At 67.5% G+C, this 26,163-nt stretch carries 23 protein-coding genes and 1 pseudogene; 7 read left to right on the top strand and 17 right to left on the bottom strand.

Features of this window, described 5'->3' with window-relative positions; genetic code table 11:
* Nucleotides 1–3: 3 nt before the first annotated feature.
* From HNR30_RS39695 to HNR30_RS50470, 5 genes are all read right to left on the bottom strand, one after another.
* The gene (locus tag HNR30_RS39695; protein WP_181615338.1) at nucleotides 4–981 is read right to left on the bottom strand and encodes an aldo/keto reductase; all 978 of its coding nucleotides are present in this window, start codon (nucleotides 979–981) and stop codon (nucleotides 4–6) included.
* Nucleotides 978–2,696: a polysaccharide lyase family 8 super-sandwich domain-containing protein gene (locus HNR30_RS39700; RefSeq protein WP_181615339.1), complete on the bottom strand. Its 1,719-nt coding sequence runs from the start codon at nucleotides 2,694–2,696 to the stop codon at nucleotides 978–980. Before HNR30_RS39700 ends, HNR30_RS39695 begins: the two co-directional genes overlap by 4 nt.
* Before the next feature lie 85 nt (nucleotides 2,697–2,781).
* Nucleotides 2,782–3,258 carry a flavin reductase family protein gene (locus HNR30_RS39705; RefSeq protein ID WP_181615340.1) on the bottom strand — a complete coding sequence of 159 codons (477 nt, stop codon included), beginning with the start codon at nucleotides 3,256–3,258 and terminating at the stop codon, nucleotides 2,782–2,784.
* Nucleotides 3,255–4,478 (bottom strand): styrene monooxygenase/indole monooxygenase family protein, encoded by a 1,224-nt coding sequence (locus HNR30_RS39710; protein ID WP_181615341.1) that lies wholly within the window; start codon nucleotides 4,476–4,478, stop codon nucleotides 3,255–3,257. The genes HNR30_RS39705 and HNR30_RS39710 overlap by 4 nt, the downstream gene beginning before the upstream one ends.
* 101 nt (nucleotides 4,479–4,579) lie before the next feature.
* On the bottom strand, nucleotides 4,580–5,563 hold the full coding sequence (locus HNR30_RS50470) for an AraC family transcriptional regulator (protein ID WP_181615342.1): 984 nt from the start codon (nucleotides 5,561–5,563) through the stop codon (nucleotides 4,580–4,582).
* Nucleotides 5,564–5,704: 141 nt separating this feature from the next.
* On the opposite strand from HNR30_RS50470, the gene HNR30_RS39720 reads away from it, so the two are divergent.
* A complete protein-coding gene (locus tag HNR30_RS39720; RefSeq protein ID WP_181615343.1) occupies nucleotides 5,705–5,884 on the top strand; it encodes a YegP family protein in 180 nt (59 codons plus the stop codon).
* Nucleotides 5,885–5,917: 33 nt separating this feature from the next.
* Here HNR30_RS39720 and HNR30_RS39725 read toward each other — a convergent pair whose 3' ends face one another.
* The gene (locus tag HNR30_RS39725; protein WP_181615344.1) at nucleotides 5,918–6,154 is read right to left on the bottom strand and encodes a DUF6011 domain-containing protein; all 237 of its coding nucleotides are present in this window, start codon (nucleotides 6,152–6,154) and stop codon (nucleotides 5,918–5,920) included.
* A 90-nt stretch (nucleotides 6,155–6,244) separates the two neighbouring features.
* A complete protein-coding gene (locus HNR30_RS39730) occupies nucleotides 6,245–7,087 on the bottom strand; it encodes an alpha/beta fold hydrolase (RefSeq protein WP_181615345.1) in 843 nt (280 codons plus the stop codon).
* A 51-nt stretch (nucleotides 7,088–7,138) separates the two neighbouring features.
* Between HNR30_RS39730 and HNR30_RS39735 the strand changes: the two genes are divergently transcribed.
* Nucleotides 7,139–7,738, top strand: coding sequence for a TetR/AcrR family transcriptional regulator (locus HNR30_RS39735; protein WP_181615346.1), 600 nt, complete (start codon nucleotides 7,139–7,141; stop codon nucleotides 7,736–7,738).
* A 189-nt stretch (nucleotides 7,739–7,927) separates the two neighbouring features.
* Here HNR30_RS39735 and HNR30_RS39740 read toward each other — a convergent pair whose 3' ends face one another.
* The 3 genes from HNR30_RS39740 to HNR30_RS39750 all read right to left on the bottom strand — a co-directional run bounded on the left by HNR30_RS39740 (nucleotide 7,928) and on the right by HNR30_RS39750 (nucleotide 11,416).
* A complete protein-coding gene (locus HNR30_RS39740) occupies nucleotides 7,928–9,898 on the bottom strand; it encodes a sensor histidine kinase (protein WP_181615347.1) in 1,971 nt (656 codons plus the stop codon).
* A gap of 137 nt (nucleotides 9,899–10,035) precedes the next feature.
* A complete protein-coding gene (locus HNR30_RS39745) occupies nucleotides 10,036–10,467 on the bottom strand; it encodes a response regulator (RefSeq protein WP_181615348.1) in 432 nt (143 codons plus the stop codon).
* Between the two features lie 427 nt (nucleotides 10,468–10,894).
* Entirely contained in the window at nucleotides 10,895–11,416 is a 522-nt protein-coding gene (locus HNR30_RS39750) for a pyridoxamine 5'-phosphate oxidase family protein (protein WP_181615349.1), read from the bottom strand.
* Between the two features lie 100 nt (nucleotides 11,417–11,516).
* Between HNR30_RS39750 and HNR30_RS39755 the strand changes: the two genes are divergently transcribed.
* Nucleotides 11,517–11,966 carry a winged helix-turn-helix transcriptional regulator gene (locus HNR30_RS39755; RefSeq protein WP_181615350.1) on the top strand — a complete coding sequence of 150 codons (450 nt, stop codon included), beginning with the start codon at nucleotides 11,517–11,519 and terminating at the stop codon, nucleotides 11,964–11,966.
* A gap of 204 nt (nucleotides 11,967–12,170) precedes the next feature.
* Here HNR30_RS39755 and HNR30_RS39760 read toward each other — a convergent pair whose 3' ends face one another.
* The gene (locus HNR30_RS39760) at nucleotides 12,171–13,208 is read right to left on the bottom strand and encodes an NAD-dependent epimerase/dehydratase family protein (RefSeq protein ID WP_181615351.1); all 1,038 of its coding nucleotides are present in this window, start codon (nucleotides 13,206–13,208) and stop codon (nucleotides 12,171–12,173) included.
* Between the two features lie 217 nt (nucleotides 13,209–13,425).
* Nucleotides 13,426–14,030, bottom strand: a pseudogene (locus HNR30_RS39765) (response regulator).
* Nucleotides 14,031–14,275: 245 nt separating this feature from the next.
* On the opposite strand from HNR30_RS39765, the gene HNR30_RS39770 reads away from it, so the two are divergent.
* Nucleotides 14,276–16,096 carry a DJ-1/PfpI family protein gene (locus HNR30_RS39770; protein ID WP_181615352.1) on the top strand — a complete coding sequence of 607 codons (1,821 nt, stop codon included), beginning with the start codon at nucleotides 14,276–14,278 and terminating at the stop codon, nucleotides 16,094–16,096.
* Nucleotides 16,097–16,946: 850 nt separating this feature from the next.
* On the opposite strand, the gene HNR30_RS39775 is transcribed toward HNR30_RS39770, so the two are convergent.
* From HNR30_RS39775 to HNR30_RS39785, 3 genes are read right to left on the bottom strand one after another with little or no spacing between them, the layout of a single operon-like run.
* Nucleotides 16,947–17,537, bottom strand: coding sequence for a hypothetical protein (locus HNR30_RS39775; RefSeq protein ID WP_181615353.1), 591 nt, complete (start codon nucleotides 17,535–17,537; stop codon nucleotides 16,947–16,949).
* A 23-nt stretch (nucleotides 17,538–17,560) separates the two neighbouring features.
* Nucleotides 17,561–17,926 carry a PadR family transcriptional regulator gene (locus tag HNR30_RS39780; protein WP_181615354.1) on the bottom strand — a complete coding sequence of 122 codons (366 nt, stop codon included), beginning with the start codon at nucleotides 17,924–17,926 and terminating at the stop codon, nucleotides 17,561–17,563.
* Between the two features lie 47 nt (nucleotides 17,927–17,973).
* Entirely contained in the window at nucleotides 17,974–18,393 is a 420-nt protein-coding gene (locus HNR30_RS39785) for a hypothetical protein (RefSeq protein ID WP_181615355.1), read from the bottom strand.
* 751 nt (nucleotides 18,394–19,144) lie between these two features.
* Here HNR30_RS39785 and HNR30_RS39790 point away from each other — a divergent pair.
* The 3 genes from HNR30_RS39790 to HNR30_RS39795 are packed head-to-tail and all read left to right on the top strand — an operon-like array spanning nucleotide 19,145 to nucleotide 22,774.
* Nucleotides 19,145–20,359: an ABC-three component system protein gene (locus tag HNR30_RS39790; protein WP_181615356.1), complete on the top strand. Its 1,215-nt coding sequence runs from the start codon at nucleotides 19,145–19,147 to the stop codon at nucleotides 20,357–20,359.
* The gene (locus tag HNR30_RS50700) at nucleotides 20,346–20,834 is read left to right on the top strand and encodes a three component ABC system middle component (RefSeq protein WP_220134547.1); all 489 of its coding nucleotides are present in this window, start codon (nucleotides 20,346–20,348) and stop codon (nucleotides 20,832–20,834) included. Before HNR30_RS39790 ends, HNR30_RS50700 begins: the two co-directional genes overlap by 14 nt.
* A gap of 44 nt (nucleotides 20,835–20,878) precedes the next feature.
* Entirely contained in the window at nucleotides 20,879–22,774 is a 1,896-nt protein-coding gene (locus HNR30_RS39795) for a DUF3732 domain-containing protein (protein ID WP_181615357.1), read from the top strand.
* A gap of 1,152 nt (nucleotides 22,775–23,926) precedes the next feature.
* Here the strand turns inward: HNR30_RS39795 and HNR30_RS39800 are convergent.
* Both HNR30_RS39800 and HNR30_RS39805 read right to left on the bottom strand, forming a co-directional pair.
* The gene (locus tag HNR30_RS39800) at nucleotides 23,927–25,018 is read right to left on the bottom strand and encodes an alanine racemase (RefSeq protein ID WP_181615358.1); all 1,092 of its coding nucleotides are present in this window, start codon (nucleotides 25,016–25,018) and stop codon (nucleotides 23,927–23,929) included.
* 35 nt (nucleotides 25,019–25,053) lie between these two features.
* Nucleotides 25,054–25,818 carry a GntR family transcriptional regulator gene (locus HNR30_RS39805; protein ID WP_181615359.1) on the bottom strand — a complete coding sequence of 255 codons (765 nt, stop codon included), beginning with the start codon at nucleotides 25,816–25,818 and terminating at the stop codon, nucleotides 25,054–25,056.
* Between the last annotated feature and the right edge of the window lie 345 nt (nucleotides 25,819–26,163).

Raw genomic sequence — 26,163 nt, forward strand, 5'->3', positions numbered from 1 at the left:
TTCTCAGTTCTCCAGGTTGGCGGCTCCCGCGCCGTACCGGGCGCCCTTGACAGCGTCCGCGGGCACGGCCGCCTCCAGCGCGGCCCGCTGCTCCGCCGTCAGGACGACGTCGGCCGCCGCCGCGTTCTCCTCCAGGTAGCGCAGGCGCTTGGTGCCCGGGATCGGGATGACGTCGTCGCCGCGGGACAGCAGCCACGCCAGCGCCACCTGCGCCACCGTCACTCCTGCCTCCGCCGCGATCTTCCGCACCTCGCCGACGAGCTTCTCGTTGTGCTCGGCGTTCTCACCCGCGAACCTCGGCAGGTGGCGGCGGAAGTCGTCGGCCGGCAGCTCGCCGGCGGCCACGCCGCCCAGCAGGCCGCGGCTGATCGGCGAGTAGGCGACCAGGGCGATGCCCAGCTCGCGTGCCACGGGCAGGATCTCCCGTTCCAGGCCGCGGGTGAACAGGGAGTACTCACTCTGCAGGGCGGCGATCGGATGCACGGCCTGGGCCCGGCGCAGCGTTTGCGCGCCCACTTCCGAGAGGCCCAGGTGCCCGACCTTGCCCTGATCGACGAGCTCGGCCATGGCGCCGACGGTCTCCTCGATCGGGATGTCGGAGTTGCGGCGGTGCATGTAGTACAGGTCGACGTGGTCGACGCCGAGGCGGCGCAGGGAGGCGTCGATGGACTGGCGCACGTACTCCGGTCGGCCGTCGACCGCGCGGTAGGTGGGGTCGTCGGTCCTGACGATGCCGAACTTGGTGGCCAGCACCACCTCGTCCCTGCGGTCCCTGATGGCCCTGCCGACGAGCTGCTCGTTGCGGCCCCTGCCGTACATGTCGGCCGTGTCCAGGAAGTTCATGCCCAGGTCGAGAGCACGATGGATGACGGTGATCGACTCGGCGTCGTCGGCGGCGCCGTAGAACTCGGACATGCCCATGCAGCCGAGCCCGATGGCGGACACCTCGGGGCCGGTCTTGCCCAGATGACGCTTTCTCATCTCCTCATCGTGCGTTCTAGAGCACGCTCTAGGTCAAATCGGCGGGTCTCCCCGGAGGCCGGGAGCGTCACCCGGGTGCCGTTGACCGTGACGTGACCGCCGCGCGCCAGCGGGCAGGCCACGTGACCCGTCGTGCCGTCGATCTGCAGGAGCACCGCGCGATCCACCGTGATCCCCTCCAGGGTGCCGGGCTCGTGGAAGACGGCCTGGACCAGGCCGCCGTGCCGTACGGCCTGCACCCGCGTGGTGTTGGCCAGGACGGCGACCTCGTCGTCGCCGGCCTGGTAGGCGTAGCCGGGGGTGCGGGCGTGGCCGAGCCAGAGCTCCATGACCTCGGCGGTGATCTCGCGATCCGGCTGGGAGCGGTTGATGTCGGACCAGCGGCCCGTCCTGGCGCCGGTCCTGATGGTGAGCTCGCCCGGTTCGAGGAGGCGGTAGCCGCGGGTCGTGGGCAGGGCCGTCTGGTCGATCGTGGTGTGGACGTGCGCGCCCGTGATGCCCGCGCCGAGGGCGACGTATCCGTCGTCGAGGAAGAACCACGCCTTGCGCGCTCTCATCCCGTCGCGCTCCAGATGCATCGCCGCCACGCCGTACCAGCCGTCGGACAGCACCCCCGCGAACGGCGAGCCGCCCCTGTCTCGGTCGAGATGGTTGGGCGCCGGCGGGCCAGGCCCCTGGACCGCCGTGGTGCCCGGCACGTGCCGCCAGTCCAGGACCGGGCTGAGGTCGGGATGGTCCTCGCCCTCGCGCCACAGGTGGAGCGCGCCGTCGCACAGGTGCCGCCCGCCCAGGCCCTCGCCGTTCATCGACTCCGACAGGACCGTGCGCGTCGAGGAGAGCTTGACCGCCGCCGACCACGCCGGGCGGAAGACGGCCAGGTAGTCGGAGCGCCAGAACGCGCGGGCGCCGCTGGGCCGCTCGAAGCGGATCAGCTCATCGGCCCTCGGCGCGCCCGCGCGGGCCAGCGCCCCGGCCGCCCCCGCCAGCTCGCGTGCCTGCCCGGCGTTGCCCTCGCGCGAGCTCTCCCGGCCCATGCAGGCGATGTCGTAGCGGCCGCCGTGGATCATCCAGCGCTGGCCGTCGAGGAGGAAACCGGACAGGACGGCGAGTGCCCGCGGCGAGAAGGCGTACGGCGTGCCCGCGGCCAGGTCGGCGAAGGCCGCCGTGTCCACGGCGAAGGCGTGGCCGTAGCCGCCGTTGTAGAGCTGGGGGCCGTGCTGGTGGAAGCTGTGGTCGGGCTGGACTCCCTCGGCCTCGCCGGTGACCAGCAGGGCCTCTACACGGCGGAAGGCGTCGGCGAGGCCCTCCTCGTCGCCGGTCAGGAGGCAGCGGCGGACGGCGACCTGGGCGGCCCAGATCAGGTTCTGGCCGGTCATGTTCTCCCAGGTCGCCCTGGCGAGAACGGCGGTGACGGCGTCGCTCGGGGCGTTCAGGATCAGCGCCGCGTCACCCAGCAGCCGGGGGGCGCCGAGCTGGTTGTACCACCAGTTGGGGCAGACGGGGTCGAGGTCGAGCCAGGCCCGGAGGGCGATCGCGGCCTGATCGGGCGCCGATGCGGCCAGGGCCCTGAGACGGACGAGGTGCTCGAAGGGCTCCCAGTCGGCGACGTCCCGGCCGGCGTAGTCGATGTCGGGCCACCGGCCGTCGGGCGCCGGAGGCACGGGGTCGGCGCCGGGTGTCAGGAGTGCCAGGAGCTTCGATCTGACGGTGTCCATGGGAGGCGTTCTCCATCGCGCGCTTCGATGAGCGGGATGATAGCCGCCGACGGCGCCGGCCGGTGCGGACCGGCGCCCCCCGAGCTCACGCGACCGCGCCGACCGGATGGGCGAGCTCGCGGTAACGCCCCGAGTGGAAGATCAACGGCTCCCCTCCCGACCGCTGGAACCGCTCCACCTCCCCCACGAAGATGTGATGGTCACCCCCGTCGTGGACGCGCACCGTCCGGCACACGAAACTCGCCAGTGTCCCCGCCAGCAACGGCGGCGCCCCGTCGGCCAGCTCCACCCCGGCGAACTTGTCGGCCGCCGGGGTGGCGAACCGCTGCGACAGGTGGTCCTGGTCGGCGGCCAGGACGTTGACCGCGAACCGCTCGGCCCGCAGGAAGAGCGGCACGCTCGGCGCCCGGCCCGACAGGCACCACAACGCCAGAGGCGGGTCCAGGGACAGCGAGGTGAAGGAGTTGACCGTCACCCCGGCCCGCTCCCCCTGCGCGGTGACGGTGGTGACCACGGCCACCCCGGTCGCGAACTGCCCGAAGGCCTCGCGTAAGGACCTCATGCCGCCACCCGCTCCAGGTAGGCGGCGGCCCGCTCGGCGTCCATGAACCACTCGGAGAAGTCGGCCGGGTCGTCGAACCCGTTGACGAAGCGGGAGGCGATCGCCGGCACCTGGCCCGCGGTGCCCAGGAGCGCCAGGTGGTGGGGCTCGGCGGGCGCGAGCAGGGCGTTGGTCCAGGCGGTGACGTGCTGGGCCTGCGTCCAGAACCGGTCGAAGGTGCGCCGCATCCAGGCCGCGTCGAACGGCTGCCCGCCCCGCTCCAGGATGGCCTCCAGGTAGGTGGCGGCGCACTTGGCGGCGTTGTTGCTGCCCTGCCCGGTGATCGGGTCGTTCAGCACCACGACGTCGGCGACGCCGAGGACGGGCGCGCCCGAGGGCAGGATCGCGACCGGGTGACGGACGGTGGGGGCGAAGCGGCCGGTCAGCACGGCGTTGGCGTCGGTGAGCTCGATCCCGGCGCAGCGCTCGGCCTCCCACGGGAAGAAGTCCTCCAGGATCCGGCGGCTGCGCGCCAGGTGCTCGGCGGGGCCGCGCACGTCGTCCCAGCAGTCCATCGGCCCGCCTGGGGCGCCCTCGAACACCATGATCTCGCAGGGCCCGCTGTGCGTGAGCGCCGGGAAGACGAAGTACTCGCCCACTCCCGGCAGGAGGTTGAAGCAGACCGCCGAGTGCTCAGGCCGCGGGGCGAGGCCGTGCACGTAGGTGACCGCCAAGGCCCGTTGCGGGGTGGCGTACGGCGAGCGCGCCGGGTCGCGCTCGAACAGCGAGGCGATCTGCCCCTTGCCCGCGGCGACCAGGACCAGGTCGTACTGGGCGGCGTAGTCCTCCAGGTCCGCGGCGGTGGCGTCGTGCAGGACGAGCTTGCCGCCGAGCCGTTCGAACTCGGCCAGCCAGGCCGGCATCTTCACCCGCTGGTCGACCGAGCGGGCCGGGGTGTCGAGGCGGGCGGCCCAGCCGATGGCCTTGCCGCCTCCGGGTGCCGGCACCGACAGTTCGATGCCCTCGATCGGCGGGCAGGAGTCCGACCACAGGTCGAGCCCGAGGGCCCGCTCGTGGGCCTGGGCGGTGCCGAACATGGCCTGGCCGGACATGACCCGGCCGTCGCGGATGGACTCGGGGGTGCGGTTGGAGACCACGGTGACGTCGTAGCCGTTCTGGAGCAGGCCGATGGCCAGGTGCAGTCCGGCCTGTCCGGCACCGACGACGAGGATGGTGCGCATGAGGGTGTTTCCTTCTCTGTCCGAAGCTGACGGGGTGATCGGCGCCTGACAGAAAAGGTAGGACGGGGCGGGCCCGGCGAGCCATCCGCTGAGCGCGGATCTCATCCACCTGGCGCGGCGCCCCGGCGTAACGTCTCCGACGGGGATCGTCCGTACTTCTCGCGATACTGGGCGGCGAACCGTCCCTGGTGCAGGAAGCCCCAGCGGGCGGCCACCGTCGTCACCGTCTCCCTGGCCGGGTCCCCCGCCGCGAGCTCCTGGTGCACCCGCTCCAGCCGTACCTGCCGCAGATGGGCCATCGGCGTCAGTCCCAGGTGCGCGCGGAAGCCCTCCTGCAGGGAACGGCCGCTGACCGCCACCGCCCTGGCCACGTCGTCGGTGGTGAGGGGGAGGTGGGCGTGGCCTTCGATGAACTCCACCGCGCGCCGTACGGTCTTCGGCAGCGCGGGGGGCCGCGGCGAGGTCAGCCGTTCGAGGTAGTTGGACGGCTGGCTGGTCAGCAGCGAGGCGATCAGGGCGTTCTCGAGATGCGCGACCGCCAGCGGCTGGGCGGTCAGCCCGTCCTCGTGCTCGGCCTCGCGCACGATGAGGTCGAGCATGCCGCGCCAGGCCCTGGCCCAGCCCTCAGTCATGTCCACGCCGAGGTCGAAGACGACGGGCCGGTCGAGCCGCTCGCCGAGCAGCTGCTGCACCGCGTTCTCGATCGCGTTGCGCTCGAACTTGACGATCAGCTGGGGGCAGCCGGCGGCCCACCGCATGTCGAGGTGGCGGGTCGGCGACGGCAGCGCGGCCAGGGAGGGCGTCGAGACGATCTCCGTGTTCCCGCCCCTGATCAGGCTCCGCCCCGCGAGCGGGATCATCATCAGGAAGAACGTGTCGAGGTCGCCCGGCTCGATGCGCACGTCGGCGCCGTAGTCGAGGTAGTTGACGCGGACCGATCCGAGCTGGACCGAGTTGAACCGGGCCGACAGCAGGCCGGGCTCTCCCACCAGGTCCAGGCGGTGCGGGCAGAACACCTTGGCCACCTGGTCGCGGATCTCGTCGAGGTCGGTGCCGGCGAACACCGGACGGCTGCTGAGGAGCACACCAGATGATCGTGGGAGGGTCGCCGGGCGTTCCACGTAAAAGTACGGCTACGGCTCGCGGAGCCCGTCACCCGCATACCTCCGGCCGGAGGGGGCAGCAGGATCGCACCCGATGCCATTACCGGACAAAGGAGACCGATCGTGTCCGCGCGGTTCGTGATCAAGAAGGCCAGCAACGGCTTCCGCTTCAACCTGGTCGCCACCAACGGAAAGATCATCGCGACCAGCGAGTCCTACACCACCAAGGCCAACGCCCTGAAGGGCATCGAGTCCATCAGGACCAACGCCCCCCAGGCTCCCATCGAGGACCTGACCAGCTGACCCCGCCCGGCCCGCCCCCGCGGGCCCGCGGGATCACCCGTCGCCCTCCTGGAGCAGGTCGACCTGCCCGTCGATCTCCCACCCGCGCGGCAGGCCCGTGATCCGCAACCGCCTCCCCGGCTCGATCCCCAGCCGCCTGCGGCACGTGGGACCGATGAAGAAGCCGAGCGACTCCGGATCGCGGAGCCGGCGCTTGCAGGCACGGCAGCGGGCGACATGGCGGACCACCGCCTGCTGCTCCGCATCGCCGAGCAGATCGAGCTGGTCCATGCTCCCGCCCCCTCCGCCGACCTTGTACGGCACAGCCAAGCATGCCCGCTTCAGCGGCGCGGACACGCTCCGCCGTACCCCGGACCCGGATCAGGCGACGCGCGACCAGCCGACGATCTGGTCCGCCACCGCGTCCGGCGCGTCGAGGTGCACGAACGTGTGCGCGTGCGGCACCTCGACGAAGGTCGCGTCGCGGAAGGCCCCTTGCAGCCGCCGCCCGAGCGCGGTCTTGAAGGCCCGGTCGGCCCCACCCCAGACGATCTTCACCGGCCCGCCGAAGTCCTTGAGCCGGGTCGAGACGTCGAGCAGTTCCTTCGGATCGACGGCCTTGAGGAACCGCACCGCGTCCCGGCGTACCTCAGCGTTGCGCAGGCTCGGCTCGATCCAGGACCTCGTCTGATCAGGGTCGAGCCGGTCGGCCAGCAGCCCGAAGCCGAGCGGCGAGTGGCGGAAGGCCTGCCACCGCATGGGCAGCAGATTGACCTTCATCAGCCGCTCGCCCTTGAGGAGCTGGAAGATCACGTTGAACGGGAACGGCGGGAAGGTGTCGAACGCGTCGCAGTTCGTCAGCACGACCCGGCCGATCCTGGCGGCGTCGATGGTGAGCAGGAACTGGCAGAGCGCTCCTCCCGTGTCGTTGCCCACGAGCGTGACGTCGCGCAGGTCGAGGGCTTCGAGGAAGGCCAGGATCTGGCCGGCCACCCCGCGTGGCGACTGGTCGGCGTCGGCTCTCAGCGGGGTGCGGTGGGCCCCCAGGGGCCAGTCGGGCGCGTAGGAGCGCACGCCCTGGTCGGCGAGCCGGTCGGCGACGGCCGACCAGATCGAACCGTCGGTCAAGAACGCGTGGACGAAGACCACAGGGGGCGCTTCCGACTGCTCGGGTCCGGCGACCCGGTACTGGACGGCGCCTTGTGGCAGGTCGACTGTAAGCATGCGAGAATCCCTAGAAAGATACAACCTGCATGTAACTTACGGACAGACTGTATGCAAATATCTCGCCGCACGCAAGCCGACCGGACCGCCGCGACGCGCACCGCGCTGATCGCCGCAGGAAGGAGACTGTTCGCCGAGCACGGCTTCGCCGGAGTCGGCACGGAAACGATCGTCCGCGACGCCGACGTCAGCCGCGGCGCCCTCTACCATCACTTCGGCGACAAGACCGAACTCTTCGCCGCCGTGCTCGCGGACGTCGAAGGCGAGGTCACGCAACAGCTCGCCGCCACTATCGACGCCGACGCCGACTTCGTCACGCTGATGATGCGCAGCGTGCAGGCGTGGCTGGACGCCTGCCAGCGTCCTGAGGTGCAGCGGATCGTCCTCATCGACGGGCCTGCGGTGCTGGGGTGGGCGCGGTGGCGCGAGATCTGCCAGCCTCACATCCTCGGGCTGATCGAGGGAGTCCTGGCCGTGGGCGTGCGGGACGAGACGCTGAAGGAGCTGCCGGTCAAGCCGCTCGCGCACGTCCTGCTGGCCGTCGCCGACGAGGCCGCCCTCTACGTCGGCGCCTCCCAGGAGCCGGAGGCGGCCAGGCGCGACATGGAGGCGGTCATCCGCCCCCTCGTCGAGGCCCTCCTGCGGCGGTGAGTCCGGCGGAAGCCCGCGGTTGGCCTGGCGCTCCTTGTTGACGCGCGGTTCCAGGGCACTGCGGCCGGCTTGGCACTCCTTGTTGACGCGCGGTTTTCGGGGTGCTGCGGCCGGCTTTGGCGCTCGGCGTTGCCGCGCGGTTTTCGGGGTGCTGCGGCCGGCTTTGGCGCTCGGCGTTGCCGCGGGGGTTCAGGAGGTCGTGTCCGGCTCGTCGCCGGACGCCCGCGGGATGCTCGCGCTCAGCACGAAACGGCCGTCGTCTCCCGGCCCCGCCACCAGCACCCCGCCGAGCGCGGCGACCCGCTCGGACATGTTGCGGATCCCGCTGCCCTGCCGATCGGCCTCACCCGGTTCCCCGTCGTTGACGATGCGCAGCCGCGCCTGCCCGCCCTCGTGCGTGACGGTGATCTCGCACAGCCGTCCCGTGCTGTGCCTGAGCACGTTCGTGACCCCTTCGCGCAGCACCATCGCCAGCACCGTGCCGACCTCGGCGGGCAGCTCGCCGTCCGCCTGCCGTACCTCCATCGTCACATCGAGCCCGGCGGCCACCAGGAGCGCCCGCGTGGTCACGCACTCGGCCTCGAGAGACATCTGGTGCCGGTCACCGGCGACGGTGCGGGCCTCGGTCAGGGCGTGATGCGAGATCTCCATCGCCTGCCCCAGCACGGCGCGGGCCCGATCCGGATCCCGCGCGATCAGCCGATGGGCCAGATCGCACGTCAGCGTGATCGCCGAGAGGCTCAGCCCGAGCAGGTCGTGCAGGTCCTGGGCCAGCCGCAACCGCGTCGAGGCCAGCGCCGCCTCCGCGAGCTGCCGGCGGATGGCTCCCAGATGGTGCACCAGCCGGGCCATCCAGATCAGGCCATAGGTGATCAGGCCCAGGTCCATGGTGACCAGGACGTGGTTGAAGTCCAGGGGCAGGTTGCCGCCGAAGCCGGCCTCGATCCACGCCATGGAGGCCACGACCGCGGCGAACACGCTCCAGCCGAGGGCGGGTCGCAGGACCAGCAGCGCGCTGCCCGCCAGGAATCCCTGCACTCCCGACCACGGCTGCTGGAACAGCAGGGTGGGCAGGTACACCAGGACAGCCAGTACGGCCAGCGGCAGGTAGCCGGTCGGGGCCGGCGCCCGGGTCGCCGACCTGCTGAAATAGCCCACCTGCAGCCCCAGGGCGGCCGCGATGCATCCGGCGGCGAGCGTGAGCTCCCAGACGTCCTGGGGCTGGAAGAGCTGGCGCATGACCGCCTGGAGGAAGAGCCCCACCATGACCGCCACGACCAGCCCGCCCGCGAGCCTGGTCGCCGCCTGCGTGTCGGACGCCGTGGCCTCCAGCCCCGCGTCGGCGGGCAGGTCCTCGGAGGCGGCCTCCCTGTTCTCCCGCGCGATCGAACGCACGTCGGCCAGCATCCGGCGGGAGATCTCCAGGATCTCCCCGAGCTCCCGCGCGGCCCGGTCGGGCTGTGGGCCCAGGAGCCGCAGGGCCGCCTGCCCCTTGAGCGTGATCTCGGAGAGGCTGAGCCCGAGCGAATCGTTCAGTTCCCGGGCGAAACGCAGCCGCTCGTGGGCCACCGCGCTCCTGGCCAGCTCATCACGGGCCTCGTACAGGGCGGTGACGAGCCGGGCGAGCCGGGTCAGGCCGTAGATGTACAGACCCGCCGTCGCGGTGTTCACGAGGATGTAGGTGACGTCGAGCCACACACCGTTGTCGACGTACTTGGCGACCCCGGTGCCCAGCACGACCAGGGCGAACAGGGGCCAGGCCACACGTTGGGGGAACATGAGCAGCAGCACCCCGGCCAGGAACGACGGCAGGCTGATCCACGCCCCTTGGAACAGCAGCAGCGGCAGGTAGACCAGGAGAGCCTGCGCGCCGAGCGCGGCGTAGGCAGCCGGTGAGCGAAGATCGGTGCCCGGATGTCCGAAGCAGAAGTACTGCAGGCTGAGCAGAGCGATCAGGAGGGCGGCGGCCAGCGCGACCTCGCCGCCCGTGTGCCCCAGCTCCAGGACCCACAGCAGGGCGATCCCGGCGAAGCCGCAGAAGACGACGGCGACGATGGTCCTGGCCAGCGTCGGCGCCATGAGCACGCCCCTGGCCTCGGTCGCCCCCGGCGACCAGGCAGGCAGCGGCGTGGCCGACGCCCGCTCATCGGATGGGACCATCACCCCGCCTCGCTCTCGCAGCGCCGCACCCCGGCGCACGGTGTCGGCGATTATAGGCACGGGTGACTTCGCGCAGATTCGGGAGAAATCAGACCCGTCCGTGGATCTGGGATGAGTGGCGGGAATCCTGCGGCGCCTCACCCGGGCGGTCCCGGGCCGCCGCCCCTCGCGAGATCACGAATGGTGCCTATGAGCACGTCAGCGGGGCCGTCCTTGACGAGAAAGGCCGCCGCTCCGGCGGCCAGGGCGCGGCGCACATGCTCCCGTCCCGTCAGCCCGGTCAGGATCACCGTCCGGCAGGCGGGCAACCGGTGTCGCAGCTCGGCGGCGGCGGTGAGCCCGTCGACGAGAGGCAGGCCGATGTCGAGCACCGCCACATCGGGCCGATGCAGGAGCGCGGCGGGCACGATCTCGTCGCCCGACACCAGCTCGGCGACGACCTCGAGGTCGTCCTCCAGCTCGAGCAGGGCGACCAGCGTCGCTCGCACGCCGTGCACGTCTTCGGCGATCAGCACCCGGATCGGCCGCGGACGGCCGCCCGGGTGATCGCGCAGCGTCTGGCTGCCCATGCTCTCAGTGTTCGCTCACCCCGGCGGCCGCCGCCAGTGTCCGGGGGCGGGGCTTCGGCGTGCAGAATGCACCGCCGCGACGTGCACCCGGCCCGACGCCCGCGCACGCCGGAATGGAGCTCGCCGAGCGAAGCTCGCCGTGCGGGCCGGGCCAGCATCCCGCGCCTTGCCCGCTCCGGCGCGCGGGCCGGGCGGGGGCGGCCGCGCCTTCCCGCTACGCCGCGCGGGCCGGGCTGGGCGGGGGCGACAGCGCCTGGGGCGCCCCACCGCGTGGGCCACCCGAGCGCTACAACGCCTTGCCCCGCTCCGGCGCGCAGGCCGGGCGAGCACGACAACGCCTTGCCCCGCTCCGGCGCGCGGGCCGGGTGGCGCTGGGCGGGCAGGACAGCGAGGGCGATCACCGCTCCGGCCCAGCCGCGAGGTGGTCTCAGAAGCGCCATCGCGTCGCGGTCAGCCCGTCCGCCCCGTACCCATAGGCACGCACGGGCGCGATCCGATAGAAGGCGTACTCCGGCGAGCCGGGCAGGCTGTCATCGTGCACGAAGCCGTCTCTCAGCGAGAACTCCCACTGGTACTTGGCCAGAAAGGCGGCGGCCACCTCTCGCTGCAGGACCGAGTCGTGGAGGAGCGTGGCGACGCCCTCGACCATCAGGTCGAGCTCGGTCCCGGAGACCGCCATGACGCAGTGGCCGTTGATGGCGAGGTTCCTGGCCTTGCGCGAGGAGGGACGGGTGGCGATGCACGGCGCCTGACCGGCCCACACCAGCATGACGGGCATGGCGTGAGGCCGCCCGTCAGGCCGGACGGTGGACAGCCAGCCCTTCGGGGCCGTCTCCAGGCAGGCGCGCGCTTCGCTCCATGGTTTGACGGTGGCCGGGTCGATGCTCATGGGGACGGCGTCCGCCTCGCTGAACAGCAGTTCGGCCAGGGGTGTGAGGTCGCTCGACATGATGGGTGTTCCGTTCAGAAGGTTTCTTCAGGAAAGGGACTCTCTCGCACCGTACACCTGGTGACTTTCCTAAGGAAAGCCACCAGGCTAGGATGGGTTCATGCAGCGCACCCGGTTCGGCGACATGACCTGCTCGATCGCCCGATCGCTCGACATCATCGGCGAGCAGTGGTCACCCCTGATCCTGCGCGACGTCTACGCCGGCATCACCCGCTTCGAGCCGCTCCAGCGCGACCTGGGGATCTCCAGCAAGATCCTCAGCGAACGGCTGCGGTGGCTGGTCGACAACGGGGTGCTGGAGCGCCGGGAGTATTCACAGCGCCCGACACGCTACGAGTACGAGCTGACCGAGAAGGGGCTCGAGCTGTGCGACCTGCTGCTGGTGCTGGTGCGCTGGGGCGACAAGTGGACGGCCGGAGCGGCGGGCCCGCCCGTGCTCTACCGCCATCACGCCTGCGGGCAGATCAGCCATGTGGAGCTGCGGTGCTCGGTGTGCGAGCGCCCCATGAACGCCACCGACATCGACCTGCTCCCCGGACCTGGCGCGTGACCTGGCACCCGGACCGGGCGCGCGACCTGCTCCCCGGACCTGGCGCGTGACGCCCATCGCCAACCCTCAGCCCAGCCCAGCCCGTCCCGGCCGCGCCCATCGCCCCGACCTCGCCGGTCGCCCCGCCTCGTCGATCGCCCCGCCCCACCCGTCGCCGTGGCGCGTCCCGGTGTCGGCCGCCTGCCCGAGGACGGCGTCGCCGCGTCAACCCGCTTGATCACCACCATCCACCCCCGGCGCCCCCTCGGACGCGAGTGCCGCGAGTGCGGCGAGGAGTTCGGCCTCGCGCCCCGCGCTGAGCCCTGCCCCCCGTTCACGATCCAAGCCCTGCTCACGCTCCCAGGCCAGGAGGTCGTCCACCATGTCACGCCGCGAACGGTGCCGAAGACCGGCGCCGACGGCGGCAGCGCCGGTCCTGGCGGACCAGCCCTCGTATCCGGGCGCGACCAGCCACATGGGCAGCGACTCCCGCCCCATGTACTCGGCCACCCCCTCCCTCAGCAGCCAGTCCGAACCGGCGGCCACGACAGCCCCGGTGTGCCCGGCCGCGGCACGGCTGAGCTCGATCCACTCCGAGAACGAGACGATCGGCCCGACGGTGTCGAACGTGCCCGTGACACCCTTCCCGGCGCAGTCGAGCAGCCAGGCCACCAGATCTCGCACGTCGATCGCCTGTGTGGGCCGCTCGGGGCAGTCGGGGACGAGCATCGGCGCAAGCGGGTCACGGGCCGCGCGGGCCGGCCAGTAGCCGGTGCGGCCGCTCCGGTCTCCGGGACCGCCGATGAGGCCGGCACGGGCGATCAGGAGGCGGTCGCCCACCACGGCTGAGGAGGCGAGCTCGCATGCCACCTTCGCCGAGCCGTACAGGGAATGATCGACCTCGTCCTGATCGGTGGGCTCCATAACGGCGGCGGACTCGTCGGCGCCCGGCTGATCGTGGGCGGCGTAGGCGTTGACGGAGGAGATATAGGTCCAGTGGCCGCTCCGGGCGCCGAGCGCGGCTAGCGCTCCGCGGACGAAGGCGGGCTGCCAGCTCACCTCGAACACGGCGTCCCAGTCCTGGTACGGCAGCGCGTCGTAGGCCGAGGGGTCGCGCCGGTCGGCCACCACCAGGGTCGCGCCCTCGGCGACCTCGCCGCTCTCACCACGGGCCAGGCAGGTCACCTCGTGCCCGCGCCCGATGGCCTGCCGCGCCAGTTCCCTGCCCACCCACGCGGTGCCGCCGAGGATCAGAACGTTCATCGTGCCAGCCAAGCACCGTAGACGGCGCATGCCGAGACGCATTCGCCGACGGCTGAGCTTCTTCGCTGACAGCGGACCCTCAGAGCACCCGGCCGGCGCGGGGAAGATCGTACGCCCCGGTCGCACGGCAACGGAGAGTCACAACGAGCCTGAGACGACGGAGAGTCGCAACGACCTGAGGTCACGGAGGGTCACAACCAGCCGAGGGAGCGGAGCGTCACAACCACCCGGCCTCCTCGGCGATGCGCGCCGCGTCGACCCGGTTGCGCGCGCCCAGTTTCGCGACGGCCGCCGCCAGATAGTTACCACGGTGCCGTACGACAGGTGCGTCTCCGCGGCGATCTCCGCCGCCGACGCGCCGGCCGCGTGACGCCTGAGCACGTCGGCCTCCCTCGGCGAGAGCGGGTTGTCCGACGCCTCCAGCGCCGCCAGCGCCAGCTTCATGTCGATCACGCGCTCGCCCGCGGCCACCCGGCGGACCGTGTCGACCAGCTCCTGGGACGGCGCGTCCTTGACGACGAACCCCGAGATCTGGGCGGCCAGTGCCCGGCGCAGCATGCCCGGCCTGCCCAGACCTGTCAGGACCAGCGTCCGGCACTCGGGCAGCTGACGGTGCAGCTCAGCGGCGGCGGCCAGCCCGTCGACACCGGGCAGGTCGATGTCCAGCACCGCCACGTCGGGTCGGTGCCGGAGCGCGGCGGGCACGATCTGGTCGCCGGTCGCCAGCTCGGCGACGACGTCGATGTCGTCCTCCAATTCGAGCAGCGCGACCAGGGATTCGCGGAGGATGCGCATGTCCTCGGCGATCAAAACGCGGATCATCCGTTCCCCCAGAACCTCTCCACACCCGCGACCGGCATCAACGTAACACCCGTGGCACCCATCCATCCCGATCTGTCCGGTACCTGCAAAGTGCACCTCGGCGGCGGTGCGAAGACCATGCCCGCTTCGCGCTCAGGGCACTGGGGACGGCCACCCGCGAAGTCCGACACTCGGCGGTGAACCCGAAACCGCGCCTGGCCGCTCGTCCCTTCCCACCGCCAGGCACCGTGCCTTCAGGAGGACTCATGACCCTCACACCCTCTGGCCCGAGCGCCGGCAAGGGCCGTGTGATCGCTCGCCTCGTCTGGCGCTCCCTCGAGATGATGATCGCGGGAGTCGTCGGCATGATGGCGCTGCCGGTGTTGTGGAACGCGGTGCTGCCCGAGATCTCCAGATTCGACGTCGCCGCTCTGCTGATGTCCGCGAACATGGCCATCGGCGTGGCCGTCTGGATGCTGGCGCGCCGTTATCGATGGCCCCGCATCGCCGAGATGGGCGTGGCGGTGGTCGCGCCGTTCCTCGTGCTCCTCGTTCCGTTCTGGTACGGCGTGCTGTCAGCCGCGATGGTGATGACGCTCGGGCACGCGGCCATGTTCATCCTCATCGGCCTGCTCGTGATGGTGCGGCGCCGCGAATACGCCGACCCGCGCCACCGCCTCCGCGTCAGGATCTCCGGCAGGTGGGCCGGACGGTCCGCCGTCGTGCTGGCGGCACTGGCGCTGCCCGGCGCGGTCTCCGCCGTCAACACCGTCGGCAAGTTCGGCGACCTGTACAGAGCACGCGACGACACGGTGACAGCCCAGCCCTCGCCCAGGGCGCACGACCCGGCCAAGCCCACGGTCGCCTTCGTGACCAGCGCCGCGGGCACGAACGCCGCCGACCTGCTCGCACCCTACGAAGTGCTCACCGGTACGGGCCGCTTCAACACCTACGTCGTCTCGACCGGCGCGGCCGCCGTGCCGCTGAGCGGCGGCCTCGACCTGGTCCCCGACCTCACCCTCGACCAGCTGACCAGCCTGCTGGACCAGCAGGACGACCGCCTCGACGTGGCGCTCGTCCCCGCCCTGTACCAGCGGGACGCGGGCGAGCGCCAGGCGATCACCGGCTGGCTGCGACAGCAGCACTCCACCGGCGTACTGACCGTCAGCGTCTGCCACGGCGCCAGAACCCTCGCGGAAGCGGGACTGCTCGACGGCCGCACAGCGACCTCCCACTGGTGGCGGCTGCCCGCCCTCCGCGCCGACTTCCCCACCGTCACCTGGACCGCCGGACGGCGCTACGTCGACGACGGGAACGTGATCAGTACGGCAGGCGTCCTGTCCGGCATCGACGGCGCCCTGCGCATCATCGAGCGCCTGATCGACCAGGACACCGCCCGCCAGGCGGCCCAGACCGTCCGCTGGGGCCACTACTCCCCCGGCACCCCCGCCCCGGTGCCCGTCTCCACCCTGGAGTGGGCCGACGCGGTCGTCGCCCTCAACGCCTCCTACCAGCCCGGCCCCTCGGCCATCGGGGTCCAGCTCACCGAAGGCGTCGGCGAACTGGACCTGTCCTCGATCTTCATCTCCTACACCGAGGAGGCCATGGTCGGGCGCACCCTGGCCATCGGTGACGGCCCGATCCGCTCCGAGCACGGCCTGACCTTCGTCCCCCGCCACACCCTCGCCGCCAAGGCCGACGACCTCGACCGCCTCCTCGTCCCCGGCCGGGCCTCAGCCACCCCCCAGGCCACCAGCACGGGACCGCGCCCCGAACACCTCCACCTCGGCGACGAGTTCGCCTACGCCCCCGTGCTGCGCGACATCGCCACCACCTACGACCTGCAGACCGCCCGGTGGACCGCCAAGACCCTTGAGTACCCCACCGCCGACGCCAAGGGCTGGTCAGGCAGTTCCTGGCCCTGGCCCGCCACCCTGGTCGCGCTGGGCCTGGCCCTCCTGGGAGGCACCGCGGCCCAGATCATCCGCCTGCTCGTCCGCCGCCTCCGATCGCACGCCCAGCCCTCCGCCCGGCAGCCGGGACCGCTCGACGACTTCCCCTCCGGCCTCACCCCGAGCCGGCCATGACGAGAACCCTCCAGGGGGTTGCCGTCTGCCCTCGGACGAGTGCCCCTCAACCCGCCAACTTCGACGTTTGCCCCGGCACCAAATCCAGACGTCTCGCCCTTGGCGGCGAGGCATCTCGATCGAGCGATTAGCTGGAAGACAGACGTGGCCCATGGCCTCTTGGTCCGCTGAGCTTGCCCTGGACGTGGCAGGCGGGAAGATCAGACGCACAACAGGCACTCGACTACGTGCGGTCGCCGGCCAGGTAGCCAGTTGCTCTACGCGTGTAGGTGGGGAGCATAGGGGTGTCCGACAACTCTCCTTCAAGGAGGCGCTCTCACGTCAATGATCGCGAGGAGATCTCGGTCCCTGGCGACCCACGACCGGCCGCGGACGGAGCGAGCGCAACCACGCCCGACCAGCCATGCGGGGTCTGGGGCGGAGCCCCAGTGTCACAGCCTGAGCCGAAGGCGAAGACGATGCCGTCAGCAGAGAAAGAAAGTGGGGTGGACGGTACTGGGTTCGAACCAGTGACCCTCCGCTTGTAAGGCACATCGAAGTCTAGTTCGAAAATCTACAACGCTTTCGACCCCGTCTCCAAACGTCCACAGACATGCACCGAAGGACGTATCCGGCGTTGACGGTTGTCACGCAGGTAGTCACTCGCCCACGATCCCGAACCACCAATTTCAACCGACGACAACGATCGATGCCCGGGTGCGCTCCGCTCGCGCCGGGCGGTTGTTCTACGACTCGAAACCCGGTCGGCTGGCGCCGTAGCCCTACTATGGCCGGCCATAGGACGCCTACGTTCTGGCTGTCGGTCACTCAAGATGAAAAGCGCCTCGTGCGCGCGTTGCCGTGAAAATACTTACGGTTCTTCTGCGGGCGAAAGCGGTCGTTCGTTTTCCAGAATCTCCACCTCGACTAGGTCGGCGTCCAGGTCCCAGTGCATCTTGACTCGACCGCCGGGAGTGAGAGCCTTGAATACGAACTTCGTCTTTATGACGCTTGGAGTCACCGTGATCGCGCACGGTGGATAGACCGTCTTGTCGAGCACCCTAAGCACGTCACGCATCATGGCGCTCTGAATCTTCGGTCGCCCATAGGCAAACACTGTCACATCGGCCCCTTTGTGCGCGAATGCATGCTCGCGGCGTTCACCGATGGGCCAGCCCGCGCGTACTGCTTGGGCTCTGTACCACATCTCCGCGCTCCAGCGCACCGTGGTCCCAAGTTTGCGTCTCGTAACCGAACGAAGAGCTGCTTGTGTGAATCCGAGGGCTGTTATCAGCTTGAACAGCTTGCCTGGCCGTGCGTTGATCAGGGCGGCGAGTTCTTCAGAGCGGATCGCGGATCGCTCTGGATCCTCGTACTGCCGGCAAGCAGCCCATCGGACGAGTTTGTTGGCGAGCCAGGGGGACACCTCGCTCATCTCGTTGACGAGCAGCCCGAGGATCACGCCCAAGATGATCTCCCAGCTGCTCACCAGGTTTCACCGGCCAGCCGGGCTCCGACCCAGTCGATCGGAGCGAATCCGAGTGTGGGTCGCGCCTGGAGGGTTCCTGGACGACGCTCTGCGAGCAGAGCGCGCGCCGCGGGGGCGCCCTCGCCGGTGAGTCGATAGAAGCGGCGTCGCGGCCCGGGTTGGTCGGAACCTAGTTCTTCCCATTCACCGGAGATCCAGCGGGCATCTTCGAGCCGGTCGAGCACCTTGTACACGGTGGGCCCGGCACGCTTGGCGGCTTTCATGATGGCCCAGCCATGGATGTCCTGGTTGGAGTCGAAGGCTGAGAGCAGCACTTCGAGGACGTCCAGGGTGGGCTGGGTGACTCGTTCTAGACCTGCCATCTCTATTCCTACCTAGGGAGAATCAGCCTGCTTGTCGCCAAGCCCTCCTAAGACGGTTTGGGTGGGACGTGTAGCTTCCGCGGCTCCATCCAGATCGTGACCTTGGACTCTTCACGGCGCCTTTTGATGGTGGGCAGCCTTCGCTCGGTGAACGTGTGGGCCACGACCCTGGGCGCTATGCGAATCGCCGTCTCGACGTAGAACCGAACCCGGAGACTCTTGCCTTTCACCCCCGCTGCGCCCCAGAACGACACCGCCGTAAACAACTTGAACAGGTTGCCTGGGCGATGAGCGATGAGGGCTTCGAGCTCCTCGGTGCGGATTGCCCCGCGTTCGGTCTCGCCGTATTGGATCCGCGCAGCGCTTCTCATGAGACGACGGGAGAGCCGAGATGTCGCCTTGATGCCCTCAAGAGTCATCAATACTGTGATGACCACGGCGAGGATCACCGGGAAGAGCCCGTCCATGCCTCTATCTTACCTAGGTGAAATAAGAATTCCTAGGTGCTTTCAGCGATTGTGCGGAAGCTCTTGATCCACGCCATCACGAAACAGAGCCTTCCGGAGCGGTAGGACGAGATCGTGCCGGTGAGGCTGCCCTGTCCTTGCTCTTGGAAAGTTCCTCGCTGAGTGCGGGGGACAGCAGGGGCACGCGTCGCGAGGACCCTCGATGGAGCCAGCTCGACGCTTGACCGAAGGCTGCCGAGCACTCCGAGGCACCCAGGCAGCCGATCGACAACCTTAAGATGCCGATTCTGGGTGCTGACGCCTACCTCCCTCGGCACGATCTGGGCCGGACCTACGAAGTAGGACATAAGCAGCCCGTGAGCGAACGAATAGGCCCGATCCTTAACGCTGGAATGGGCAGACATCGGGCGACGATCAAGGTTCAGAGCACTCAGCACAGCCCTGGGCCGTGGACGGAAGATCCGACGAGTGCACCAATAGCAGGGCCTCCAGCACAGCTCCCGCTAAGCACTGGCTCAGCCGTGGCAGATGACTGGAGTTCCGTGGTTGAGAGATCCAGCACCGGCACGCCTTGCGGGTGGCCACCGCTAGCCAAGACTCCATAAATCAGGCACGAAATAGCACAAAGCACTCCATAAGGTGCAACCTACGGCAACAAAACGTTCTCGATGTGACTGGGCGTGTTTACTCTGCCACCCAGCTGTGATGTCCTCCCAACATCAACCGTCCAGACGGGCCCAGTGGAGTTCCGGTGAGTGGTTCTAGCAGTGTCTTCGACGCCTCAGCCTCAGCCATTGGCTACCTCTATCAGCTGCGCTATGCCCTCCTGGCCGGACTCAACGAATTCGGGACAGACGCCAGCTGGAGTGTTTCGGTTGAAGTAGTTGACGACGTCGAAATCGTGGCGGCTGGCGAGAGTCGGCGCTGGCAGTTGAAGCATCGGGCGAGCGGGACGCGAATGACGGACGGCACTACCGACTTGTGGAAGACACTGCGCATCTGGAGCGAAGCGGTCAGAGAAGGGTCTTTGGATCCCACACGGACGCAGCTTCTGCTGCTAACGACCTCAACAGTGCCCGCTGGGTCGGTTGCTCACTTTCTACAGCCAGGCATAGATCGAGATGTCGATAAAGCCTATGAGCTACTCGAAGCGGCAGCAGAAAAGTCGACCTCTGATGCAAAGAAGAAGAGCATCGAGGCGTATCGAAACCTGACGAAGGGGCAGCGGCTAGCAATGCTCGCTTCCATCTCTGTACTTGGCGATGGCCCTACAATCGAGACCGTCCATAAAAGCCTGCTTAAAATCTGTCATCTAATTGTCGGCCGAAATGCAGCAGAGTCGCTTTTGAATCGACTTGAAGGATGGTTCATGCAGCGATGCATTGAAACCATGCGCGTTGCGACCGCATCGCCGATCACTGGTTGCGAGATCGACGAAAAGCTGAGTGAGCTTCGCGAACAGTTCAGAAGTTATAACCTACCTATCGATGACGACATCGTTGAGATGACAGCAACCCGACAAGAGTATAGCCACAGAACGTTTGTTCAACAGCTCGATATGATCGAAATTGGTAACCACAGGATTGAAATCGCGGTGCGCGATTATCTGCGGGCGTCTACGCAGCGCGCACGATGGTCGCGCGAGAACCTGCTCCTACCCGGGGAGATCGGCGCCTATGAGCGTCGCCTGCGCGAAGAATGGGAAACGCACTTCGCTGTAATGAAGGACAAGCTTGGCGCGAACGCCGCAGAAGACGCCAAGGTCGAGCTCGCCAAGCGAATCTATGAATGGGTGGAGACGGAATTTCGTAGGAACATCCGCCCCGATTGTCACGATCCATTCATTTGCAAAGGGTCATTTCACATCCTAGCGGACGGCAAGCGCGTGGGGTGGCATCCAGACTTCGAGGTACGACTCCTCTCCATTCTTGAGCCTGTGGGCGGTGCTGTGAATGGCAGTCTTTGAATCCCTGAGCCGAGAAGAGCGGAACCTCTACAATCCCGCGTTTGCGGGGCTCCTAGTTGCTCGGACCGCGCAGGGATATGAAGAGGAAAACGGTCTAGGCTGTCACATCTCTCTCGCCGTCCTTGCGCCAGTTATGGCACTCACAGCCCCGGTGCGGACGGCGTTGCCGCGAACGACGTCGGCGACGCCCGTCAACTGGATTGAGCGTGAGTCGACAGCACGGATTCATCTCCAAGCGGCGGCACCGCTGCTTGGACCTCTCGTTAGGGATGGACTCCTGCTCGGCCTACAGGCAGGAGCCCTCACCCTTGATGGGCGACGCCGCATCCAGGCAGCTAAACGAATACCCAAGCGCATCACCGGTGGCACTCCCGAAGTAGTCCAAATCCAAAAGGCCAGCGTGTTCTTAGGTCGATGGTTGTCCAGGGCCGGCGACCTTCCGACGATATTCACTCTCCTTGGAGTCCGTCCTTGAGCTTCCAGATCAGGCACGTCGTCGTCTATGGCCGTGGCGAGCGCATGCGCAAGCTGACCTTTGAGCTGGGACAGCTGAACATCATCACCGGCTCCTCTCGTAGAGGCAAAAGTGCCATCGTAACGATCATTGACTACTGTCTTGGCAGTAGCGGCTACCCGGTGAAAGCCGGGGTGACAAGAGACCACTCCAGAGGTTTTGGTCTTGTGATCGTTAGCGGTGGGCGGACCATGTACGTCGCCCGCCCTGCCCCGGAGCGGCTCCGCAAGACCGCTGATCGCATGTACGTCGGCATCATCTCGGATCCGGAGTCGATCCCGGCGTTCGATACTCTCGAGTTCAATACCAACGTCGACACGGCTCGACAGATCATCGGAGATCTGTGTGGGATCGACCGCTCGCTAAGACTTCCTATGCCGGGTACCGCTGGTCCGCTCCATCCCGGTATCCGGCACGCACTCTTCTTCGTCATACAAGAACAGAATGAGATAGCAAACCAAGACGTGCTCTTCCATACCCAGGGAGATGAGCATCGCCCCAACGCGATCCGCGCGGCCATCCCCTATTTCTTGGGAGCAGTAGACACCGAGTACGCAACTCTCACGATCAGACTACGCACGCTTAAACGAGAGCTCGTCGCCTTGAGACGCTCCCTGGATGAACAGGCTATAGCGCTTGGCGCTTCAGGGCAGGCGCGCGCCCTTCTCGCTGAGGCAGCGGCCGTCGGCCTAATCGATCAATTGCCACCACAGGGCATCAACGAAAGCGAAGCTGTTAGCATCCTGAGGCCGCTCACTGATGCCGATGTACGCGCCGCAGGGCTGCCCGAAATTCAAGGAGATCGACTGGGGGAGCTTAACCAACAGCGAGCGCAGTTGCGGGATCGCATAGCTGGCTTGAACGTCCGGCTCACGCGACTCCGTCGCGCTGCGGACGAAAACGGCGAGTTCGCCTCTGAGGCTAGTGAGCAGCGGGCGCGTCTCGCATCGCTCGGATTTTTTGGCAACGCAGAGGGCCCCTCGCGAGGTTGTCCGATGTGCGGCACCGACACACCCGATGCTCCAGGGATATGGGTGGAGTTGCGCAGCGAGCTGCTACGCCTTGATGGAGAGATCGTCGCCATCCGCACTGACACTCCAAGGATCGATCAGATGATTGCGCAGCTGGCCGAGGAGATCCAAGGAGTAACGCAACAGCTGCGAGCGAATAGGGCTGAGATCGACGAGTTGGAGGCCGGACTTCAAGCCGTTGCAAGGTTGCGCGCCGCCGAGTCACGTGCCGCCCTGATTCAGGGCAGAATTGGCTTTTATCTGGAACTCCTCGATCGGCGATCTCATGAAGCTCCAATCCAAGACCGCACCGTTGAGCTTGAGACTGCAATTGCCGATATCGAGGCAAGGCTAGAAGAAAGCGGGAACCCCGACCTACTTGCGTCCTTTCTGGCGCGAATAAACCAGAACCTATGGGACAAGGCTCGCCATCTTGAGCTTGAACACTCGGCATCACCAATCCGCCTGGACCTGAGGCAGCTCACCGTAGTTGCCGACACACATGCCGGCGCAGTTCCGCTATATGAGATGGGAAGCGGCGAGAACTACGTCGGCTACCACGTGGCAACATTCCTGGCTCTTCACGAATGGTTTGCAACGGAAAATCGACCTGTTCCACGCACACTCATTATGGATCAGCCATCACAAGTTTGGTTCCCAGCCGACTACGCTGGCGACGGTTCACATGTTCTACCCGATGATGACCGTGAGTCGCTCGTCCGCATTTACCAATCGGTTCTGGCAACCCTCGCACGTCCTGATGTGGACCTTCAGGTCATCGTCATGGAACACGCCGATCTTGAGGAGCAGTGGTTCAGCGACGCGGTCAGGTATCGATGGCGAGCGGAGGGCGAGGCTCTGATTCCCGCGGACTGGGTGGAGGAGCTGTAGCAAGCTTTAACCCCGCAGTGCTTTGTGGCTGTTCGAGGGCAGGGGTAGTGGGTGGACTACGTCCGTAGACGCGGTAGCGTCCCCACTTTCGAGCCGCTTCCCCGCTCAATCCACATTTGCGGATAGTGACGGCTATCGCAGAGAGTCGGCCAGCTCTCCGATACACGTCACAACTAGATCCGCACCGACGGCATCCAGCCGGGCCACCTTATCTAGGCGATTGGCATATCCAATGGCCGTCGCTTGCGCGGTTTGAGACGCCTCGATGTCCGTAATCGAGTCCCCAACCAGAAGCACTGCGGAGGGCTCCACGGATCCGTACGTCGTGTCTTGGTGGACAGAGGAGGGCGTCGCGCAGGGCTCGGCTCAGAGCTGACAGCACAGTAAGAGGGGGCACCAACGTCCAAGCCCATCCGGGATCAGCCAGAGTTACTGTCACGCAGTTGGTCACCCAGATAGCACTAAGTGCCCCGTGACGCACGCAGGAGGCGCACCACGCCCGCGTCTCAGGCCCTTAGGGAGTCCATTGCCATGAGGATTAAGCCACTCCTAAAACCTTGATCGGCTAGGTCCCGCTGCCCCAGCATCGAACAGGTCAACGCGAAAATCGACAAAGGGGATCGGGTGAGAGCTGTAGCAGTTCGGTTCGCCGTCGTTGTGTCCATGGCGATGACGGCAGCCGTGGTAAGTGTGGCGCCTGCTTCGGCAGGAACAGTCACGAGCTGCCGAGTAATTGCTCGCGAGTCAGGCAGCGAAGTCGAGCCCGGCTTTGCAGCGGTCAAGTGCGGCGGGATCGGCGGCAGCTTCCAGGCAGTGCTGTTCTGTGGCAACGAGCAAAGTTACGCGGAAGCTTACGGACCATGGGTGCCAGCGGGACAGATCAGTGCAGCTGAGTGCCCAGACGTGTACTATCTGCGACCACTAAAGGGGGTGGGCTGGAATACCTGGGGTTAGGCACTCACACCACGCACATAGGCGCTCCGTGAGGGCTATGGCTGCCGCACTTGCCCCCAGCGTTTCAGCCAATCAGCCCGCCTAAGGCATAAGAAGCGTCGATCTTGTTGGCTCTTCGGCGGACACGGGGGCAGTGCCCGACGCAAAGAAGCCCTGGAAGCCGGACGCGCTTCCAGGGCTTCGTGCTCAGGGTCGGATTCAGCCGACGTAGTGGAAGGTCGGCTGCGGATGCATCAGGAAGTCGTGGTGCGAGATGTTCCATGCGTAGGCCCCAGCCATAAGGAACTCAACCACATTCCCTGTCTTCAAGCTCACCGGTACGTGCTTCGCCATGGTGTCCTTCGGCGTGCAGAGCTGACCCACAATGGTGGTCACCTCCCCCGGCTGGTCAATGACCATGGGCTGGCTATGACCCTTCGTCGCCGGGGTCCGGATGTGATGGGTTCCGCCCGCCACCACGGCGAACAACTCACCATGAACGCGCTTCACGTCCATGACCCGCGTGACGTACCGCCCGCAGTACACCGAGATGGACCGGCCCGGCTCGATGCGCAACGTCTCGCCAGGGCGTCGGAGGGCGGCGAGGCCCGCGCCGTACGTCTGCCAGTCGAAGCGCGCCTCTGGATTGGTGTAGGACACGGCCATACCGCCGCCAACGTTGACCTCCGTGACACCAATGCCACGGGCGTAGTCGAGAATCGCGCTGGCCAGCTCAAGCATGGTCAGTGCGTCAAGACCGCTGGCCAAGTGCGCGTGGATGCCGCGAATTCGTACGGCGTCCTGACCCTTAAGCATGTCGAGACACTCGGCGACGCCCTCCGGGTCCATGCCGAACGGTGTGGCACCGCCGCCCATTGCCAGCGATGCGCCCTTGATGGGAATGTCGAGGTTGACTCTCAGAAGCACGTCAGCTGACCTACCCGCTGCGAACAGGCGTCGGATCTCGCTCGGGCTCTCCACGTGGAGCCTGTTGACGTCGGCGAAGAGTTCAGCGTCCGTCTTGCCTGGACCTCCAAGGGCGATGCGCGCTCCGGGGAAGTGTTCGCGCACATGAGCAAGTTCTCCCCCGGATGCGATCTCGAAGCCCTGGACGTAGGGCTCGATGACCTTCATCAGGTTCGGGTCCGGGTTGGCCTTAACGGCGTAGTAGACCTCAATGTCGCCCATGGCTGCCCGGATGGCGGCCATGTGGGCGTCAAGGTCGGCCAGGTCGTAGATGTAGGCGGGCAGTTGGCCCGCTTCGGCCAGTTCCAAGGCGCGGGCGCGGATCGGCAGGGTGGAAGCCGTCATCTCGCATCGTCTCCTTTGGTCGGTGTGGCCGTACGTCAGCTCAGCGGGAACGTGTGCTCGATCATCAGGTAGTGAGCGGGCGTCACGGTAATGGTCACCTCGACAGCCTGCCCTGATGCCGTCTTGCCGACGTGAAAGATATCGAAAACCGTGCGCTCGGGACTGATCTCCAAGGCATCCGCCTCATCCTCCGTGGGAGGACGAACGTGGATGCGCTCCGTCGCTTCGGTCTGCGCGTAGCCGAGTTCGGATAGGGCAGACTTGACGCCTCCCCGGATGCTTGGCCCTTCGGCTTCCAAGTCGGTGCCCTCCGCGATGGAGAGGGGAAACCACGAGGCATTGAGCCGTACCGGGATGCCGGAAGCCAGAAGACGCCGCCGGCGAACGAGGGCATTCTCCTCACCGCGAGCCAGGCCGAGAGCGTCGGCTACGTCATCGGGCGGTACCGCACGCTCCACAGTGATCTCATGCTGCGGTTCGAGCCCCAGTGCACGCACCTCTGCGTCGAAGGCGCCACGGGCGGCGCCGCTCTCGCGTGCTTCGCGGGAGTAGCGAGCTGCCGAGTGAGGCATCGGCGGGATGTAGGTCACCATTGTTCCCCTTCCTTGACGAGGGCGGATCATGCCCTCTGCCGCGAGTACCTGCATCGCCCTGTTGACCAGGCTTCGCGACGAGCCGTACTTCTCCGCGAGTACCGGCTCAGGCGGGAGAACCGAAGCCGTCGGGTAAACGCGTTCGGTGATCTCCTGCCGGATCTGCGCTGCGATCTGGCGGAAGCCCAGCTTGCTTGGGATGCCCATCTCCCTCTCCTCAGTTGGTCACCAACTTTGAAACAACAAACGTTTGGCGTTTGTTGACATTCCCTCTCAAGGCGCTCACTATCGGAGCTATCGACAAACGTTTGGCGTTTCCTTGGCAGCATACCTGCGACGCCCGGCCAAGTCGAACAACCGTGGTGAGGCGTGCCTCACCACGAGAACCACGCGGAAGGCGGCCTGACGGGGCCGCGCGCCGACGCTGACGGAACCGCGCTCTGGCCGACGGGACAGACGGCGCTAGCTGCTGATCGCACAACTCAAGAAGTGGGTCACCGCCTCCCCCAGAAAAAGGCGGCTCGCGCAGGCCTGGAGCCGCGCACTGATCGT

Source organism: Nonomuraea soli (assembly GCF_013761175.1).
Classification (GTDB): domain Bacteria; phylum Actinomycetota; class Actinomycetes; order Streptosporangiales; family Streptosporangiaceae; genus Nonomuraea; species Nonomuraea soli.

Bases quoted from the DNA above. Each gene is read 5' to 3' on its own strand.
- HNR30_RS39725 (WP_181615344.1), bottom strand. From the start codon at position 6,154: ATGGACCAGCTCGATCTGCTCGGCGATGCGGAGCAGCAGGCGGTGGTC.
- HNR30_RS39705 (WP_181615340.1), bottom strand. From the start codon at position 3,258: ATGAGGTCCTTACGCGAGGCCTTCGGGCAGTTCGCGACCGGGGTGGCC.
- HNR30_RS39780 (WP_181615354.1), bottom strand. From the start codon at position 17,926: ATGGCAGGTCTAGAACGAGTCACCCAGCCCACCCTGGACGTCCTCGAA.
- HNR30_RS39800 (WP_181615358.1), bottom strand. From the start codon at position 25,018: ATGACGGCTTCCACCCTGCCGATCCGCGCCCGCGCCTTGGAACTGGCC.
- HNR30_RS39795 (WP_181615357.1), top strand. From the start codon at position 20,879: ATGCGCAAGCTGACCTTTGAGCTGGGACAGCTGAACATCATCACCGGC.
- HNR30_RS39700 (WP_181615339.1), bottom strand. From the start codon at position 2,696: ATGGACACCGTCAGATCGAAGCTCCTGGCACTCCTGACACCCGGCGCC.
- HNR30_RS39710 (WP_181615341.1), bottom strand. From the start codon at position 4,478: ATGCGCACCATCCTCGTCGTCGGTGCCGGACAGGCCGGACTGCACCTG.
- HNR30_RS39760 (WP_181615351.1), bottom strand. From the start codon at position 13,208: ATGAACGTTCTGATCCTCGGCGGCACCGCGTGGGTGGGCAGGGAACTG.
- HNR30_RS39805 (WP_181615359.1), bottom strand. From the start codon at position 25,818: ATGGGCATCCCAAGCAAGCTGGGCTTCCGCCAGATCGCAGCGCAGATC.
- HNR30_RS39750 (WP_181615349.1), bottom strand. From the start codon at position 11,416: ATGTCGAGCGACCTCACACCCCTGGCCGAACTGCTGTTCAGCGAGGCG.
- HNR30_RS39785 (WP_181615355.1), bottom strand. From the start codon at position 18,393: ATGGACGGGCTCTTCCCGGTGATCCTCGCCGTGGTCATCACAGTATTG.
- HNR30_RS39745 (WP_181615348.1), bottom strand. From the start codon at position 10,467: ATGGGCAGCCAGACGCTGCGCGATCACCCGGGCGGCCGTCCGCGGCCG.
- HNR30_RS50700 (WP_220134547.1), top strand. From the start codon at position 20,346: ATGGCAGTCTTTGAATCCCTGAGCCGAGAAGAGCGGAACCTCTACAAT.
- HNR30_RS39695 (WP_181615338.1), bottom strand. From the start codon at position 981: ATGAGAAAGCGTCATCTGGGCAAGACCGGCCCCGAGGTGTCCGCCATC.
- HNR30_RS39770 (WP_181615352.1), top strand. From the start codon at position 14,276: ATGACCCTCACACCCTCTGGCCCGAGCGCCGGCAAGGGCCGTGTGATC.
- HNR30_RS39735 (WP_181615346.1), top strand. From the start codon at position 7,139: ATGCAAATATCTCGCCGCACGCAAGCCGACCGGACCGCCGCGACGCGC.
- HNR30_RS39755 (WP_181615350.1), top strand. From the start codon at position 11,517: ATGCAGCGCACCCGGTTCGGCGACATGACCTGCTCGATCGCCCGATCG.
- HNR30_RS39730 (WP_181615345.1), bottom strand. From the start codon at position 7,087: ATGCTTACAGTCGACCTGCCACAAGGCGCCGTCCAGTACCGGGTCGCC.
- HNR30_RS39740 (WP_181615347.1), bottom strand. From the start codon at position 9,898: ATGGTCCCATCCGATGAGCGGGCGTCGGCCACGCCGCTGCCTGCCTGG.